16 protein-coding genes are annotated in these 17151 nt (G+C 37.6%); 3 read left to right on the top strand and 13 right to left on the bottom strand.

Features of this window, described 5'->3' with window-relative positions:
- Window positions 1–126: 126 nt before the first annotated feature.
- The 4 genes from IPO46_04745 to IPO46_04730 form a co-directional block, all read right to left on the bottom strand.
- Window positions 127–561, bottom strand: a complete 435-nt coding sequence (locus IPO46_04745) for a hypothetical protein (GenBank protein ID QQS63894.1) — start codon at window positions 559–561, stop codon at window positions 127–129.
- 579 nt (window positions 562–1140) lie between these two features.
- Window positions 1141–1974 carry an outer membrane beta-barrel protein gene (locus IPO46_04740; GenBank protein QQS63893.1) on the bottom strand — a complete coding sequence of 278 codons (834 nt, stop codon included), beginning with the start codon at window positions 1972–1974 and terminating at the stop codon, window positions 1141–1143.
- Window positions 1975–2094: 120 nt separating this feature from the next.
- Window positions 2095–2580 carry a gliding motility lipoprotein GldH gene (locus IPO46_04735; GenBank protein QQS63892.1) on the bottom strand — a complete coding sequence of 162 codons (486 nt, stop codon included), beginning with the start codon at window positions 2578–2580 and terminating at the stop codon, window positions 2095–2097.
- Window positions 2581–2599: 19 nt separating this feature from the next.
- A complete protein-coding gene (locus IPO46_04730) occupies window positions 2600–3475 on the bottom strand; it encodes a YicC family protein (GenBank protein ID QQS63891.1) in 876 nt (291 codons plus the stop codon).
- 549 nt (window positions 3476–4024) lie between these two features.
- On the opposite strand from IPO46_04730, the gene IPO46_04725 reads away from it, so the two are divergent.
- Window positions 4025–4969, top strand: coding sequence for a UDP-3-O-(3-hydroxymyristoyl)glucosamine N-acyltransferase (locus tag IPO46_04725; GenBank protein ID QQS63890.1), 945 nt, complete (start codon window positions 4025–4027; stop codon window positions 4967–4969).
- A gap of 15 nt (window positions 4970–4984) precedes the next feature.
- On the opposite strand, the gene IPO46_04720 is transcribed toward IPO46_04725, so the two are convergent.
- The 5 genes from IPO46_04720 to pheS form a co-directional block, all read right to left on the bottom strand.
- Window positions 4985–6103: a carboxypeptidase-like regulatory domain-containing protein gene (locus IPO46_04720; GenBank protein QQS63889.1), complete on the bottom strand. Its 1119-nt coding sequence runs from the start codon at window positions 6101–6103 to the stop codon at window positions 4985–4987.
- A gap of 46 nt (window positions 6104–6149) precedes the next feature.
- The gene (locus tag IPO46_04715) at window positions 6150–7148 is read right to left on the bottom strand and encodes an NAD-dependent epimerase/dehydratase family protein (GenBank protein ID QQS63888.1); all 999 of its coding nucleotides are present in this window, start codon (window positions 7146–7148) and stop codon (window positions 6150–6152) included.
- Window positions 7149–7306: 158 nt separating this feature from the next.
- The gene (locus IPO46_04710; GenBank protein ID QQS63887.1) at window positions 7307–8251 is read right to left on the bottom strand and encodes a hypothetical protein; all 945 of its coding nucleotides are present in this window, start codon (window positions 8249–8251) and stop codon (window positions 7307–7309) included.
- Window positions 8252–8307: 56 nt separating this feature from the next.
- Window positions 8308–9153 (bottom strand): 3-hydroxybutyryl-CoA dehydrogenase, encoded by an 846-nt coding sequence (locus IPO46_04705; GenBank protein ID QQS63886.1) that lies wholly within the window; start codon window positions 9151–9153, stop codon window positions 8308–8310.
- 26 nt (window positions 9154–9179) lie between these two features.
- The gene (gene pheS, locus IPO46_04700) at window positions 9180–10208 is read right to left on the bottom strand and encodes a phenylalanine--tRNA ligase subunit alpha (protein QQS63885.1); all 1029 of its coding nucleotides are present in this window, start codon (window positions 10206–10208) and stop codon (window positions 9180–9182) included.
- Window positions 10209–10302: 94 nt separating this feature from the next.
- Between pheS and IPO46_04695 the strand changes: the two genes are divergently transcribed.
- Window positions 10303–11070, top strand: coding sequence for a Bax inhibitor-1/YccA family protein (locus IPO46_04695; protein ID QQS63884.1), 768 nt, complete (start codon window positions 10303–10305; stop codon window positions 11068–11070).
- Window positions 11071–11168: 98 nt separating this feature from the next.
- On the opposite strand, the gene IPO46_04690 is transcribed toward IPO46_04695, so the two are convergent.
- From IPO46_04690 to IPO46_04675, 4 genes are all read right to left on the bottom strand, one after another.
- Window positions 11169–11993, bottom strand: a complete 825-nt coding sequence (locus tag IPO46_04690) for a hypothetical protein (protein ID QQS63883.1) — start codon at window positions 11991–11993, stop codon at window positions 11169–11171.
- Window positions 11994–12090: 97 nt separating this feature from the next.
- Window positions 12091–12756, bottom strand: a complete 666-nt coding sequence (locus IPO46_04685) for a YggS family pyridoxal phosphate-dependent enzyme (GenBank protein QQS63882.1) — start codon at window positions 12754–12756, stop codon at window positions 12091–12093.
- Window positions 12757–12832: 76 nt separating this feature from the next.
- Window positions 12833–14176, bottom strand: a complete 1344-nt coding sequence (locus tag IPO46_04680) for a T9SS type A sorting domain-containing protein (GenBank protein ID QQS63881.1) — start codon at window positions 14174–14176, stop codon at window positions 12833–12835.
- Window positions 14177–14381: 205 nt separating this feature from the next.
- Window positions 14382–15623, bottom strand: coding sequence for a T9SS type A sorting domain-containing protein (locus IPO46_04675; protein QQS63880.1), 1242 nt, complete (start codon window positions 15621–15623; stop codon window positions 14382–14384).
- Between the two features lie 337 nt (window positions 15624–15960).
- On the opposite strand from IPO46_04675, the gene IPO46_04670 reads away from it, so the two are divergent.
- A complete protein-coding gene (locus IPO46_04670) occupies window positions 15961–17151 on the top strand; it encodes a hypothetical protein (GenBank protein ID QQS63879.1) in 1191 nt (396 codons plus the stop codon).

The following is a 17151-nucleotide window of genomic DNA, read 5'->3' as shown; positions in this document are numbered from 1 at the left end:
TGGTTTATGCCTGCGGCGGCAGTACATAAAAATGCTTTTGGAAAATTTTGCCGGTTAATGCTGTTGCCGGAATAAAGTGCTTCATATATTTAGTTTATAGCCCTTAAATCTTTGTTATTTATAACGTCATTGTTGCTTAAATTCCATTTTCTCAGCATCAGCGTTAAAGTAAATGTATAGCTTATCACGTTGTATTTCGTATGTCGAGGCTGCATGTATTGCACCCCAAAATTTGCAACCCCAATTTGATTCGCCAATTTTTGTTCCGCCAAAATGTAATATTTTCATTTTGTTGTACTGTAACAACTCGTATGCTCTGCCAACAGTATTTGTAACGGTGTGTCCATTCATATTTCCCATAATTCCATTGTCAGAAATCTCGATGATGATTGATCGGGAAATATTTACTGGTTCGGATTCACTTGTCCCATGCGTAAGGTTGTAATATTTAATCAATTTCCAGTTTCTGTTTAAAGAGCTGGTGGTAGGAGTTGTGTTGTCTTTGTTGCAGGCAGCCAATGTAAATAACAGTAATAAGATGTAGTTTATTTTACATTTCACTGTTTTGCAATAAAAAACTTCTGTTTAATAATTATTACTCTGCTATTTACTCCATTTCGTATTGCAGCTCGGTCTGCTTTAAAATTACAGCTAACACATATAAATACGATTCTTTTTAAAGTTAATAATAAAATTTTTTAATAAAAATCTATACTTTATTATGTTGAATTTTATAGTAATGCCCGTTGGCTGAAAACCCGGTGGGCTTGCAACTATCTTTCTTTTTCCTTTTTCAAGGGAAAAACTATCTTTCTGTACGTTTAATTGCCCGAAATATTCTTGTATATCAGCTATATTTTTTACCTGTAAACTATCCTGGCAAAATGCCTGCTGAGTGGTTATTAAAAACAAAATGAAAAGAGCGCTGCTTAAAATTTTCTTTAGCATCTTCATATAATTTACGAGGTGTCTTTTTGTGCTTCTAACAAAGTTCCTAAAATTTAGTATAGTCGAAAACTTGTTTTCGGCTATACATTTTAATACTAAGCGACAGCAGCAGTTTAGCTTTAAGGTTTTGGGAACAGCAAAATTAAAAGGCCGGGAAAAACCGGCCTTTTAATTTTATATTCAATATTGATGTTAATTAGCACCTGGGCAGCGGTAACTGCTCAGGTTGAATGAAATACCTACTTCGGCAATTATGTAAGAATCTTTTTGCTTGCTCCATCCACGCTGCTGGCCTTCAAGAAACTGGCCGTTATCAATTTCGTGCCTGCGGTCCTGCAGTTTTGCAGCATTGGAGCCCGCCGAAAATTTATCAATCCCAATAAATGTTGAGCTTACATCATCCAAATAATCGGTGCCGGTAAAGCGGTGGGCAACTTCAAAAGTGAAATTAAACTTTTGGTTGATGTTGTATTTTAAACCCACACCAAATGGGATGCAAAAGCTCATGCTGCCGTATTCTTTACGGCCCTTGTAGCCAAGGTTTTGGCCTTCTGTACCTAAAGGGCGCAAAAATATTTTTTCTCCCCTTATGTAGGAGTAAGGATCAAAACTAAATAAGCCAACGCCTAAGGTTACATAAGGTGTAAAAGCATGGTTCCAATCGCCTGGAACAAATTTAAAAAAGTTAAAATCGCCTTGAATGGCTACTTCCCACACATTACTATTGAAACTTAAGTTGCGGAGCTTTTGATAAGTGTTTTTGCTGTAGGTATCGCTATAGCCCAATTGTGCATAGCGTGCTGCAATTCTTGCACCAATATAATTTCCAAACTGCTTGCGGTAAAAAATACCAAATGAAGGTTTTGGCCTGTTTAACCCTGCCTTTGTATTTAGGTCGCCAAAATAATGGCCTGCACCAAGGGTTACGCCAAACTCACCTTTTTGTACATATTCAAATCCACTTTGGGCATTTACATTTAATGCAAAAGCTGTTGCAATTACTGCAAAAAAAAGTTTCAACTTCACTTTAGTATATTTTATTAATCTGTTGAAAAACCTGCTACATACAGGCTGTAACCTGCAAAATACAGAAATGTTTTAATTAAAATTCAAATACAACCCTTATTATACGCTTTTAAAAAAAAATTATTGTATGGCTTTTTGCACCCTTAACCCGGCGCTCATTACCTGCTCTAAGGGATTGTCTCTCATTATTTGGGCAATAGAATAGTGGTAGGTACCTGCTTTTATAAATTTCCGGGGCCTGTTTACCAGTAATTTTCTTACTTCCCATATATCATTTAGCCCTGTACCTTCCCAGCCGCCGGCATCTGAACCAAGGGTTAATTCTACTTTTTGAAAATACATGCTGTCTGCCGGGCCTTGCAAGCCAATGTTGAGCCAGATATTATTGTATTTGTATGCATCAGTATGCCTCAGTACAATATAGATATTATAAGCGCAGAGGGTGTCAATAATGTCAAAACTGCCTTTTGCAGTAAAATTATAATCCCATTTATAATTTGGAATTGGGTTATTTTTTTCAAAAAAATTAAGTTCATTATGTTTACATGCACCCAATACCAATGAAATGGCTAACAGCAATATTAAACAAGCCTTTGTATTTTTCATAAGCATAATGTGCAATAAATTATAAAACGTTTAAAACCTGCTCCTTGGCTTTTTCCAGTTCGTCTTTCATCATTACTACGCATTTTTGAATATCTGCATCATAGGCCTTGGAGCCGGTTGTGTTAATTTCCCGGCCAATTTCCTGCAATACAAAAGATAGTTTTTTGCCTTTTCCTTCTTCTTTGCCCTGGAGTATTTCTTTAAAATATTCGCAATGTTGCCTTAGGCGTATTTGTTCTTCATGCAGATCTATTTTTTCGATGTAATAAATGAGTTCCTGCTCCATACGGTTGTAGTCAATTTTTTCTGCGCCTACGTGTTCTTCCAGGAGCTGTTTAATTTCTTCTTGTATACGTATTTTTCTCCTGGGTTCAAGCTGTAATATTTTTTCTTCCTGTAGTTTTATGTTTTCTATTCTTTTCAGGAGGTCATTTTCCAGGGTTGCACCTTCTTCGTGGCGGTGCTTGTTTAAATCGGCTATGGCTTTATTTAAAACGGTATTAAATTCTAAAAATTCATCCTGGCTGAGCATTTCTGTAGATGGCGATACCACTTCGGGCAGGCGCAGCAGGGCCGAAAGCACATCTTTGGTTTCAATATTAAGTTCTTTACCCAGCGTTTCAATTTGGGTATAATAAGATTTGATAAGATCGGTATTGATTACTACGGGTTTTAAACTGCCATTTTGTTTTATGGTAATAAGGCAATCAATGGTGCCTCGCAATAATTGCTCCTGTATATTATTTCTTATTTCAAATTCAAAACTTTTGAGTAGAGCAGGCAATTTCAACTGCATCTCCAGTTGCTTTCCATTAAGCGCTTTTATTTCTACCAGGTAGGTTTTCTCGCCAATAGTTTGTTCTGCCCTTCCATAGCCCGTCATTGATTTTAACATAAAGTGATATTTATGCTGTGCAAGTTAATTGATTTTCATTTTGTATCGGATTATTAATGATGAGCCTTATTGCACTTTACGGGTAAATAAAAATAAATAAAAAAGCCCGGCTTTAAAACCAGGCTTCACTATATAGGTGGGTTAGTAAGTACCGGGACAAAAAATCCCATACACAATATTAAAAATATTTTTTGCTATCAAAAAAAAAAATGCACCTTATTTTATTAACAATTTTAATGGGCAGATGTGGAAAATGTGAAAGATTAATGCGGATGAAATCAAAATATAAGGCCTGGTAAATTTGCTACCCTGTAATTTTTATAAAAATTATTTCGCTGAAACTATTGTGGATACTACTTTTTAGGGCAATTGTTATTTTTTTAACTCATGCTTATGTTTATATTACTGTGTAGAAATCCCGGTTTTTATTTTTGTATTTTTTGCCGCTTAAGCGCTAAAAAATATTTTTTCTTTTTTTTAAGGTTTTGGGCATTTCGGCCATTATTTGGGTAAAACCAAGGTTGCTTACCTTTGGACAAATTTATTTGTATGCAATTTCCTTCCCCCGTTTCCCTGCAATGGGTTGCTTCATTTATTCAAGCAAAACTTGTAGGTAATACTTCCTGCAATGTAACCGGCATTAACGAATTGCATAAAGTGGAACCCGGCGACCTGGTGTTTGTAGACCACCCAAAGTATTACGAAAAATGCATTAACAGCGCTGCTAATTTTATTATCATTAATAAGGAAACTGCGGTTCCCGAAGGCAAGGCTTTGCTCATTGTTGACAGCCCGTTTGAAGCATATTGTAAAATTGTAAATCATTTCAGACCATTTAAACCTGCCGATAAAATGATAAGCGATGATGCGGTAATTGGCGAAGGCTCATCAATATCACCCGGCGTTTTTATTGGTGAAAACGTAAGCATCGGTAAAAACTGTATTGTATTTCCGCAGGTTACTATTTTGGCGCACACGGTTATTGGCAATAATGTAATTATACAACCGGGTACGGTTGTTGGCAGCGATGCTTTTTATTACAACACTAAAAAAGACCGGGAGCATTGGTATAAAAAAATGCCCAGTTGCGGTAGGGTAATTATTGGAGACGATGTGGAAATTGGCGCTTGCTGCACCATTGACCGTGGTGTAAGCCACGATACCGTAATTGGAAGCGGTACCAAAATGGATAATCACATTCATGTGGGCCACGATAGTGTAATTGGGAAAAATTGCCTTATAGCAGCACATGTTGCCATTGCGGGTGTTGTAGATATTAAAGATGGCGTTACACTTTGGGGGCAGGTGGGTGTAAATAAAACCCTAACCATTGGTGAAAATGCAGTAATATTTGCTCAAAGTGGTGTGGGTTCTTCCATACCTGGTAATAAAATTTACTTTGGGTCGCCGGTAGAAGAAGCTTCAGTTAAAAAAAGGGAACTGGTATGGATAAAACGCATACCTGAGATTTGGGATAAAATGAAAAACGGGTAACACTAAACAAAAAAATTAATAAGCTGCTGCCGAATAATCATAAGGCAACTGATCGGCAACTTTGCTCCAACTCCAGTAGGCGCTCACCGATAAATCGTTTTGGTCGTAGTAATAACCATTTTGTTCAATTACAATTGTTTCGTTGGGAACAAAACATAAAACCGAAAACTCAAATTCCCTGGGTTCGCCGGGAAAAGCGGCGCTGTATTTTTCCGAAGGTTTTTCTTTGGTAAAAATTACGGCAACATTGGGCTGGTTGGGATAAATTTCTACTGTATTAAGGCTGTCGTCTTTTGCATAATGAAGCGCTGTGTAAGGGTTTGCCAGTTTTAATGCAGAGTCGTTACTATTGGCTTTTACGATAAACTGTATTTCAAAACCTTCATCCTGTAAAGTTTTATAAAAAATACTCCGCATAAAATGCAGGCTTGAGCCAAGGTATGCTTTTTTTCTTGTTTCCTTCCATTGGTTATACTGGCTATCGCTTTCGGCCATCATTTCTTTAAACAAGGGGTTGCCGGTATACAGGCTTGTTTCGGTATTGTATTGATGGGTAAAAGAATCTAAGCTGTATTGAATGGAATAGCCCAGGGCCTGGTTTTCAATTTTCAAAGGTTCAGCAGCCAATACTTTTAACCGGTTTCTTTTTTTAGAGAAATAAAACTTCAATACTTCGGGGTTTTTTAAAGTGCAATTGCTGCTGTTTTCCGATTTGCCAATAAACTCTTCAAGAAAAAAGCTGCCATATTTTTGCCAGCCATCTTTTACTTCGGATGATGCAACCACGGCCACTTCGGTAAGCTCTTTCTCTTTTAACTTTAATTCAAAGTTTTGTTTTTCTGAGGCATCATTACTGCTTATGCGTTTAGAGGCAGTGCTATAACCGGTAAATGTTACTACAAGATCATAACCGCCGTTGGGTAAATAAAGCTTAAAATTTCCGTCGGCGTTGGTAGCTGTGCCCAGCGTAGTATTGTCCGCAAAAACAGATGCTCCCTGTAATGGCAAACCGGTTTCACCGGCAATAACTTTGCCGGTAATAACCAACTGCGCCTGTGATGCAAAGGGTATAGAAAATAAAAAAGTAATTATGGTTGTTCTAAACATGCGAAATGGGTTGGTTTTACTTTGCAATAATAGTTTTTAGCTTGTTAAGGATTGCAAAATATTTGCCAAAATCCTATACGGGGCCTTTTATATTTTTATTTGTTGCATAGAGTTTCAACAATTCATCACAGGTATATTTTACCGTTTCTTCCAATGACCTGTATTGGAAGTCGGGTAAAAAATTTTGTAGTTTGCTGTTATCAAAATTTGCTTTTGCCATTGCAGTGGCAGCGGTTTCTTTCGTTACCAGGGCTTCTTTTCCGGTAATAGTGGCTTTTATTGATTCAATAAAGGCAACAAGGTTTGCCAAAAAAGGCGTTACTTTTTTTGATGGTCTTTTTTTATGGAAAGTATCGGCAATGAGGTTAAATACTGCCTGGTAACTTTCGTTGTGGCCGCTTAAAATAAATCGTTCTGCAGCAATACTGCTTTTCATTAAGGCTATCATGGCGCCGGCAACATCTCTTACATCTGCAAAGCCTGTAGTGCCAGTGCTGTACCAGGGAAATTGATTGTATACCGACTTAAAAATAGCCGTAGAACCTTTATTCCAGTTTCCAGGGCCAATAATAATGGTTGGGTTTACAATAACAGCATTGAGCCCTTCTTCCATTCCCCGCCATACTTCAAGCTCGCCCAGGTATTTTGAATGGCCATATTTGCTATTGCTTGTAGCCGGGCTCCAGTTCATGGTTTCATTAATGGTTTCGTTTTCCCGTATTCTTCCCAGGGCAGCAACCGAGCTTACATGAACCAATTTTTTAACAGCCGCTGCCAAAGCAGTATTTACCAAATTTGCCGTTCCTTCCACATTAATTTTAAATAATTTGTGTGTATCTTTTTTATTGAAAGACACCAGGCCTGCACAATGATAAACTTCATCTACATTTTGAAGGGCATCCTGCAAGCCTGCAACATCAAGTATGCTGCATTGTATTTGATGGAAATGCGGTGTTTCTGTAATCGGTATTTTTGATTGGTTATATATTGCTTTAACGGTTTCTCCATTTTTTAATAAAGTATCAATAAGCGTTTTGCCTACCAAACCAGCGCCTCCTGTAACTAAAACCATTTTATGCAGTATTAAGCAAATAAATAAGAAAAAATAAATTCGGCCAAAAAGCAAAAGTGGAAATTATTTATGCCGAAGGTAAATACAAATACCGATAGTACTATCCGGCTTTCGGACAAATACTTTAATGTAGTTTTTGCTTTTTAAAAGCAACCACACTATTTAGGCTTTTCGTTGTACTGCGATTTTATTAAAAATTTAAGCGCCGCTTTTTTGCCGTATTTTAAATCTATAATTTTTCTTATAGCCCTTCTTTTATTTATTGCATTGCCGTAATACGATTTGCAAATTTGGTACCCTATAAAATATCCTAGGTCTGCCACTCCGCCTGGTGCCTCATTACCGTTATAAAGCCAGTTTTTAAAATCCTGGTCGTTCATTTCTTTTTTAAAAGCGAACCAAAGTTGTTTTTCGTGTAAGTTGCCATAATCCATATAAGAAGAAGAAACAGGTTTGTAAATTTGTTCTGCTATAAAATCACAGGCGCCTTCTTTAATACTTTGTTCCAGCAAGTTTCCACTATTGCCATTCTGTTGCTGTGTATGGCTAATTTCATGGGCAACCATTGCCGTTACGGATCCTTTTGTTGTAAATACTTTTTGCAGCCATGGGTTTAATTCGCTTGAATTGGTTTCTTTATCTGCACAGGCTATTTCGGCGCCAATTAAAATATTTCTCCTGCTTACAGTGCCCCCGGAATTTAAAACACCAATGGTAAAGTAAATTTTTACGGGTTTATAATAACGGTATATTTTTTTTAACCTTGCTAATAAGGCTCCAATATCGCCGAAGTGATTTTTTATTTGTAAGGTATTTTTCCTTACCGACTCCCAAAATTTGGGATAATTCATAATATTATGTAAATGAATTTTGGCCGAGTGCCTGCGTAATTTCATAAAATCTTTAAGGCCATCACTGGCTTTGTTAAGATATAAAGCCTGTATAAAAAATATTTGCTTTGCCGTATCCGTAGTTGACTTTACACTATCGTAAGCTATCCAAAAATTATCAATATCTGATGTGTATATTTCATCTGTATTTTGCGCAAATGTATTATTGGTAACTAGTGAAGTAAAAAAGAAGAAAAGTAAATTTTTCAGCATAAGGTAAAGAAAAAAATTGGGTGATTAGTTACGCTATTTGCTTTGCCCGGCAGTACTTATTTATAAGTGTAAAATCCTTTTCCTGTTTTTCTGCCCAGTTCATTATTTTTCACTTTTTCCAGTTGAAGTGGTGAAGGCGTAAATCTGGGTGCATGGTTAAAGGCTTCAAATAAAGATTGGGAAACAGCAAGGTTGATATCTAACCCAATTAAATCCATCAGTTTAAATGGCCCCATTTTAAAACCGGCATTTTCAAGCGCTTCATCTGCCTGCTCTATAGTTGTATTGCCTGTTTGTACCAGGTGCATGGCTTCCAGGTAATAATGCCTGGCCACACGGTTTACAATAAAGCCCGGTGCATCTTTACAAAGTACAGGAATTTTATTGATGAATTTGCAAAATTGTAAAAGCTGTAAGGCTGTATTATCAGAGGTGTTGTGTGCTTTTACTACTTCCACCAATTTCATTATATGTGCCGGGTTAAAAAAATGTAAGCCGGCAATTCTTTCGGGGTGTGGTATGGCATTTTGTATAGAGGCAATGGAAAGAGAAGATGTATTGCTGGCTAATATGGTATGCTGGCCGTTAACTAAAGCCAGTTGTTGAAATAAAGCAATCTTTACTTCCAGTTTTTCTACTATTGCTTCAATTATCAATTGTGTTTTACAGTCGCTTACAAATTGGGTAAAACTAATCCTGTTCCATGCGGCTTCCTTTTGTTCAACGCTTATTTTTTGTTTTTCAACAAGGGTTTGCAGGTTTCTTATAATCGTATTTTTGGCTTTATCCAGTACTTCAATATTAATATCGCAAAGTATTACAGGCAATTGCTTAATTGCAGCTGCGAGGGCAATACTGCTGCCCATGGTACCGGCGCCAACAACAGAAACAGATTGGATCATAAGTAAAATTATAGGCTACAATATATTTAAACCGCAGTAATAAACTGGTCGAGAAACCTTGCATCGTTTTCACTAAAAAGCCTGAGGTCTTTTACCTGGTATTTAAGCATGGTAATTCTTTCAATACCCATACCAAAAGCAAATCCGGTGTATTTGTTGCTGTCAATATTGCAATTTTCCAGTACCTTGGGGTTTACCATGCCGCAACCTAAAATTTCTACCCAGCCCGTTTTTTTACACACATTGCACCCGGCGCCTTTACACAGCAGGCAACTAATATCCATTTCTGCACTTGGTTCTGTAAAAGGAAAATAAGATGGGCGGAAACGTATTTTAAAATCGTTTCCAAACATTTCCTGAACAAAAAAGTAAAGCGTTTGTTTCAGGTCGGCAAAAGATACATTTTCGGCAATATACAAGCCTTCTACCTGGTTAAAAAAGCAATGTGCCCTTGCGCTAATGGTTTCATTACGGTACACTCTTCCCGGGCAAATAATCCGTAAAGGGAAAATACCTTTTTCCATTTCCCTTATTTGTACACTACTGGTATGTGTACGCAGTAGCCATGCAGGGCTTTCGTTAATGTAAAAGGTATCCTGCATATCCCTTGCCGGGTGGTTTTGTGGCATATTTAATGCGCTAAAGTTATGCCAGTCGTCTTCTATTTCCGGCCCTTCGGCAATAGCAAAACCCAGCCTTTGAAAAATGGTAAGAATTTTATTTTGAACAATGCTAATAGGGTGCCGTGTTCCCTGTGGCAATGGGCTGCCGGGAAGGCTAAGGTCAATATTGCTTGCAGCTTTTTCTTCCTGGCCAATAGCATTTTTAAATGCCTCAAATTTTTCTTCAATAAAAATTTTAAAATCATTTAAAGCCTGCCCTGCTTCCCTTTTGTTTTCAGGCGTCACAGTTTTCATTTCACCCATTACATTTTTCACTAATCCTTTTGTACCAAGGTATTTGATCCTAAAGGCCTCTAGCGCATCTTTTGTAGCTACATTTTCAGCGTTAATCTCATTTTTATAGGCGGCTAATTTATTAAGCAGTTCTTGCATAGGGCAAAGGTAAAGAAATGATGCTTTAACTATAATTTTTACTAATTTTAGGAATAAGGTTTTATTTTTACAGTATAATTTTAAATTATCAGATATGAGTCTTTTTAAATCGGGTAACCCCACCCTGCAGGAAAACAAGTTTACCAGCACTGTATTGGATGGCATTGTGCTTAACGAAAATGCCATGACGGTAAAGGGTACTTTACAAAAATTTGGATTTTTATGTTTGATGGTAATTGGAACCTCGGTGTATTCATGGCGGGAATTTTCCGAAGGCGGTAATGCAATGCCACTAATTATTGGAGGGGCAATTGCCGGGTTTGTTATTGCTATGGTTATTACTTTTAAAAAAACATGGGCTCCTTACCTTGCACCGTTGTATGCACTTTGCCAGGGCTTGTTCCTTGGCGCTATTTCTGCCATGTATAATTTTGCATTTGCAGAAACGGCACCCAATATTGTAATTAATGCAGTAGGCTTAACTTTTGCCGTGGCCATTGCCATGTATTTGCTTTATAGTTTTAAAATAATTAAGGCCACGCAAAAATTTAAGTCGGTAATTATTGCAGCTACGGCAGGCATTGCAATTTTCTATTTAATCACCATTGTGTTGCATATGTTTGGCGTTCAAAGCCTTCCTTTTTTGCACCAGGGCACGCCAATAGGTATAGGTTTTTCTTTACTGGTAACAGCTATTGCAGCGCTTAACCTTATTTTGGATTTTGATATGATAGAGCAGGGATCTGCAATGGGAGCACCAAAATTTATGGAATGGTACGGCGCTTTTGGATTAATGGTAACTATAGTATGGCTTTACCTTGAAATACTCCGCCTGCTGAGTAAACTAAGCAGCAGGAATTAATTTCTTAAAATAAATAGATAATAGCCGGGATGATATTGAGAATATCCCGGCATTTTTTTTGCCCAAAAATCTGTAGGCAGTAAAGGGAATTTATAAAATTACTGGTAGTTAAAATTAAATTGCACCACTACGGTAGATTCTTCCGGAGATTTATCAAATTGCATATTACGCAGGTAATTGCTTATCGCAGTTGCATACTCCTGGTTCCGGCTTGTGCTACCTTTTGCAAAGCCCATAAAACTTCCTGTACCAGCAGGAGAAACTTTTATAGAGGCCATAATACTGGCTTTTGGCAGGTTGCCGGTAAAAGAATAATAGCGGATTATTTTACGGTTGCCGCTAATAATTTTGGGGCCGCCTTTTTTTCCACCCGGCGTGTTACCATAAGAATCTTTATCGCCGCCAGGGTCGCCTGCATCGCCTTTTCCATTAGGGTTATTTCCCTGATAGCGGTAGCCATTATCTTCGGTGGCATTATTGCCTTTACCATTGCCCGGGCCATTATAGGTAATTTTGGGTTTTTGGGGTTTTGGTGCAGGTGTGGGAGATGGAGTTGTATTTGCTTTGGCTTTTACTGTTGCTTTATTTGTTTTCGTAACAGGCGCTGCATCGGGTTCTGCATTATCTTCAGGTTGTACTTTTTCTTCTTTCTGTTGTTGTGGCGCTGCTGCTTGTTGCGAGGCTACGGGTTCATCAGGTGTGGGTTTCATTTCGCCTTTAATAAGTGGTTGCTTTTCGCCAAAACCCTCTTCATTATTACCCAGGTTTATTTCAATTAAATCCTGTACAATGGGTATTGAAGGCGGGACATTTTTCCATTTAATGATAAAAAAAAGCAATAGTAAACCTGCGCAAACTATAATGGTATAGATTAAAGCTTTACGGTTTTTTTCAGATTCAAATGCTTTGTCAATAGCGTTCATAACATAAAAATATCCTTTTTGTATTATATAGATGCAAGAAGTGTGGCAAATACATATATCCGTTCTAAAATTTTAACAGCTTTATAATTTTCAAACTTTAAGATTTTCTTTGGCCAAAGAGCAGGCTGCCAATCCTTACCATATTGCTCCCTTCTTCAATGGCCATTTCATAATCGGCGGTCATTCCCATGCTAAGGGTATTAAAAGATGGAAATATTTTTTTGAATTGATGAAACATACCCGCCAATGCCCGGAACTCGCCCCTGATTTTTGCTGTATCATCGGTTAAGGAAGCCATGCCCATTAAACCGCAAATGATAATATTGGAATACAGGGATGGGTTATCAATAATTTTATGGAGCAATACTTTTGCTTCTGCAGGAGAAAAACCAAATTTCGTTTCTTCTTCTGCAATATGCACCTGTAAAAGGCAATTGATTTTTCTATTGTGTTTTAAGGCTTGTTTGTTAATTTCTGTCAATAATTTTTCACTGTCAACACCTTGTATGAGGTAAATAAAAGGCGCAATATATTTTACTTTGTTGCTTTGCAGGTGGCCAATAAAATGCCAGCGGATATCTGCGGGTAATTGTTGCTGTTTTTCCAGGAGCTCCTGCACGTAATTTTCCCCAAAATCTTTTTGACTATTTTGATAAAGCAGTATGATACTTTCTTTGGGCTGCAACTTTGAAACCGCTACCAGTTGAACATTTTTATTGATGAACCCATTTATTACCGATTGATATTGCGCTACATTTACCATGGCTGCAAATTAATAATTTTAAAATAAAAAGCCTTTGCCGCAATATGGCAAAGGCTTTGAATAAAAAGAAGAAATATTATTCTTTAATAAACTTAATTTTTTCCGGGATATTATTGACGATGATTTCTGCTACATAACTTCCCTTGGGTAATTGGGCTACAGGTATTGTGGCCACACCGCTGGCATTGAGCTTTGTTTGCAAGGCCAGTTGGCCGGAAGCGGTATAAATTCTAAAGGGAACATTTTTAAAATCCAATTCAGAAGCTATTTTAATTTCATTTACTACGGGGTTGGGATAAAATAGAAATCTGCTGTTTCTTGAAAAATCAAGAAATTTTATTTCGCTGTTGGTAAAGGAACCGTTAATATCCACCTGTTTAAGTCGGTAATAATTTATTTTGTGGAGCGGGGCAATATCGGTAAAAGAATAATTTCCTGCTGTGGCTCCGGCGCTGTTTACAAATCCAATTGCTGTCCAGTTGCTGGCATTGGCGCTACGTTGTATTTCAAATCCCTGGCTGTTTAACTCATTAGCCGTTTGCCATTGCAACAGGCTTTTATTTTGCTGCTTTGTAGCATTAAAGCCCAAAAGCTGTACAGGAACCACATTTGTACTGCGCTTAAAGTTGAGCATCCATTCGTAAATATTTTTTCCCGGAAAATTGTATTGGCCGTTATTATTTAAATTTAAATCAAAAGCCTGCGATACATAATGGGCATTGCTGTTATAAATAATTTTTTGGGCACGTGGTGTTGGGGGCGTAGCGGCATTATTTGTATTATCAACAAAAAAGTGAGTCCAGGAAGAGGAAACAATATTATCACCACTGTTGTGAAAAGCCAGGATAGGTAAATTTAGTGCAGCCATATTTTGGCAAATGGCAAGGCTGGGTTGCCATGCACCTGCTGTAGGTACTATAGCGGCTATGCGGCTACCATAACTTAAGTTTTCGCCTGCGTATGCCCAACATGTACCGCCACCCATACTAAAGCCCGATAGGTAAATTCTGTTTACATCCACTTTATAATGAGATACGATGTAATCAATAAAAGTATTTACATGGCCAATCCATGGGTTGTTGGTAAACTGTGGTGCAATTACAATAAACTTAAAACTTTGTCCATTTACATTAAACGAAGCTGGGAATTGACCGTTATTAATTTGAAAAGGTGTTCCGCTAATAAGCACTTTGTTTAAATCGCTACTGCCATTGCCCAGTTCACCCATGCCATGTATATAAATAAGCAAAGGAAATTTTTCGTTGGCATTATTATAATAGCCCTGCGGCAGGTATTCATAATATCCATTGGATATAGGGCAGGTTGTTACATTAGGCTTTGCAGAAAAGCTTTGGGCTCCTGCATTTAAGTAAATAATTACAAATAAAATATTTAAAAGGAATAGGCGAAAGGGTTTCATACAATAAAAAATTGGTTTTCGTTTAGAAATATTGGTTTGCCAGCTAAGGAGCTAAGGAAAAATGAGTGTTTACAGGGGTTGGGAATGGGCCGCAAAGTAATTACAAATAATTTATTTTTCTACAGGTAAATGCCTGTTGTGAATAAAAAAATAAATTTTGCCGCTATTTTTTCAAGGCCTTTTGATTGTCATTCAGTGATACAAATTAGTTTAATACAAATTTTCTTTTTTCAATAATACCATTGTTGCTAACCTGTAAATAATACAAACCTTTTGCCAGGCTGGGCAATGTAATTTGAATCAATCCGGTTCCGTTTATCTTTTGTTTTGCAACCAACTGCCCTGTAGTATTATAAATATTTGCATTGGCATTTTTTAGTTGGTAATCTGTGCTGATTTGAAGTGTATTTGTTGTAATAGTATTCGGTGTTAATTCTAAATACCCTTTTTTGGAAAAATCAATAAACTGTATGCGGCTATAGCTTTGCGATGCCTGGTTGTCAATAATTTTTAACCTGTAATAATTTTTACCTGTTAATAATGCGCCATCAGTAAAATGATAATTTCCAAAATTACCATTGGCCTGAACAAAGCCAATGGTTTGCCAGCTTGTACCATTTGAGCTGCGCTGGATTTCATACCCATTGATATTTACTTCGTTTTCCGTTTGCCAGTTGAGTAAGGCATAATTATTTTGTTTTAATGCATTAAAAGAAAGAATGTTTACCGGCACTACATTGTAATTTCTGTTATAATGCAGCATCCATTCCCAAACATTTTTTCCGGGAAAATTGTATTGGTTGTTATTATTGAAATTAAGCGACCAGCCTTCGGTAAGGTCGTGCCCGGTAATTTGAATGAGTGCCACTTTTGCCAAAGGGTTTGGGGGAACCGGAGCCGAATTAATATAATTAACCCAGTTAACGCTCCATTGGGTGGGCACAGAAGGATCGGGGTTGTCGTGTATAGCTAAAACTGGCAAATTGGCCGAGGCAATGGTATTGGCCATATTACTGTTGGGCGAGTATGCGCCTGCCCCGGGAACCATAGCAGCAATACGGTCGGCATAAGTGCTACCACTTCCGCCATAGCTCCAGCAAAGTGAGCCGCCCATGCTGTAACCGGAAATATAAATGCGGTTGATATCCACTTTATAATGGCTCACCATATAGTCCAGCATGGTATTAAATACCGAAGCGCCAGGCTGGTTGGTAAACTGTGGGGTAATTACAATAGGTTTATATGTTTGGCCATTAACAGTAAAGGAACCCGGCCAGGTGCCTGCATTAATTAAACTTGCAGGACCATGCATTAACAACCTCACCAAATCTGATGCAGTGCCATTGCCACATTCCGCAGCGCCGGGAACAAAAATAATCATAGGGAATTTTTGATTTGGGTTATTCCAATATCCTTCAGGAAGGTATTCGTAATAACCGTTGCTCATAGAGCAGGTAGTAACATTCGTTTTCGGGGTGTGGGTTTGGGCTTTTAAACCTAATGAACAGATTAACAACGGGCAAAATAATACTAGTAAAAACTTGAACATACTCTTAAATAACTTTTGAGAAGATTACTCCTCCCTGGTTTAGCGATATTGTGCTTTAAAGCAGTTGACTTTGCCTTTATTGCAAATTAAATGCCATAACATGCAAAGTAGATTAAATGTTAAAAACTTATAAATATGGCCAATAAAACTGTATATTAGTTTTCACTGAAGAAGATATGTATTAATTTTAATTATTGTATTAATAACCTATTTCTAAAAATGCTATCTTTTGGCCATGAAACATCTGCTGGCAACCTCCATCTTTCTTTTTTTAGTTGGGCATGCTATTGCTCAAAACAGCCAGAATGGGCTTTCTGGAATATGGAAAGGCTATATTAAAAGCACCGAAAGGAAAATTCCTTATGAACTGGTAATCTCAAGTAACGATGGTGTTTTTAGTGGTTACTCTTATACCACTTTTGGTGTAAAATCAAATATAGTAACCATGAAAAAAGTACTGCTTAATATAGAGGGCAGCAGGATAATTGTTTATGATGATTCACTATTATATAATACTATTCAAAAAGATTTGCCGAGGCAAATTGTTCAGGTAAATACACTGGAGTTAAACGGCGACTTGCTTACCGGTAGTTTTGTTACCCAGCCGCCACCCGGATTTAAAACGGCAAAGGGAAATGTTTACCTGGAAAAGCAAAGCGATAAGGAAGAAACCAGGCTCGTGGCCAAATTAGAAGAGATGGAACTTACAGATTCCATTTCTTTTTTACAAAAACCCGTAATTACAGCAAAGGCCATAGATAATATGGAAATTGTAAAAACGGAAACGCCACAAATAGATTCGGCTTCTGTTGCAACTATTGATCCAGGTATTGCCAAAATAAAATCTAAGGAAATTCAATTAAATAAAACGGAGGAAAAATCGCCGTTAGTAAATTCAAAACCTGCAGCAATTGTGGTTGTAAAACAACCTATAGCAAAGCCAAAGCCTGCAAACCCACCAGTAGCAGCGGCTAAACCAAAGCCTGCAATAATTGCCGAGGTAAAACAACCGGCAGCCCCACCGGCGCATAAACCAATTGCAAAGCACAACACTACAGGGCCCAAAGTAGATCTTTCTAAAAGAAAAATTGAAACAATAGATGAACTGGTAATAGAATCTGACAGCCTGCAGATATCCTTGTATGATAATGGAGAAGTGGATGGAGATACCGTAAGTATTATACTTAACGGCCAGGCCATTGTTTCCCGGCAGGGTTTATCTGCAAGCGCTTTTCGTAAAACTATTTACATTACTCCAGAGCTCGGCGACTCCATACAATTGGTGATGTATGCCGAAAACCTGGGTTCGTTACCACCCAACTCCGGCTTGTTGATAGTAGATTATGATAACCGCAGAAAAGAAATACGCTTTTCCGGCGACCTGAGCAAGAATGCCGCCATTACCCTGAAGCGGAAGAAAAAATAA

This window comes from Chitinophagaceae bacterium (assembly GCA_016699815.1).
Classification (GTDB): Bacteria; Bacteroidota; Bacteroidia; order Chitinophagales; family Chitinophagaceae; genus Ferruginibacter.
This window is presented reverse-complemented; position numbering and strand designations above follow the sequence as displayed.

Bases quoted from the DNA above. Each gene is read 5' to 3' on its own strand.
- IPO46_04735 (QQS63892.1), bottom strand. From the start codon at position 2,580: ATGAAAAATACAAAGGCTTGTTTAATATTGCTGTTAGCCATTTCATTG.
- IPO46_04730 (QQS63891.1), bottom strand. From the start codon at position 3,475: ATGTTAAAATCAATGACGGGCTATGGAAGGGCAGAACAAACTATTGGC.
- IPO46_04725 (QQS63890.1), top strand. From the start codon at position 4,025: ATGCAATTTCCTTCCCCCGTTTCCCTGCAATGGGTTGCTTCATTTATT.
- IPO46_04715 (QQS63888.1), bottom strand. From the start codon at position 7,148: ATGGTTTTAGTTACAGGAGGCGCTGGTTTGGTAGGCAAAACGCTTATT.
- IPO46_04710 (QQS63887.1), bottom strand. From the start codon at position 8,251: ATGCTGAAAAATTTACTTTTCTTCTTTTTTACTTCACTAGTTACCAAT.
- IPO46_04705 (QQS63886.1), bottom strand. From the start codon at position 9,153: ATGATCCAATCTGTTTCTGTTGTTGGCGCCGGTACCATGGGCAGCAGT.
- pheS (QQS63885.1), bottom strand. From the start codon at position 10,208: ATGCAAGAACTGCTTAATAAATTAGCCGCCTATAAAAATGAGATTAAC.
- IPO46_04695 (QQS63884.1), top strand. From the start codon at position 10,303: ATGAGTCTTTTTAAATCGGGTAACCCCACCCTGCAGGAAAACAAGTTT.
- IPO46_04690 (QQS63883.1), bottom strand. From the start codon at position 11,993: ATGAACGCTATTGACAAAGCATTTGAATCTGAAAAAAACCGTAAAGCT.
- IPO46_04685 (QQS63882.1), bottom strand. From the start codon at position 12,756: ATGGTAAATGTAGCGCAATATCAATCGGTAATAAATGGGTTCATCAAT.
- IPO46_04680 (QQS63881.1), bottom strand. From the start codon at position 14,176: ATGAAACCCTTTCGCCTATTCCTTTTAAATATTTTATTTGTAATTATT.
- IPO46_04675 (QQS63880.1), bottom strand. From the start codon at position 15,623: ATGAGCAACGGTTATTACGAATACCTTCCTGAAGGATATTGGAATAAC.
- IPO46_04670 (QQS63879.1), top strand. From the start codon at position 15,961: ATGAAACATCTGCTGGCAACCTCCATCTTTCTTTTTTTAGTTGGGCAT.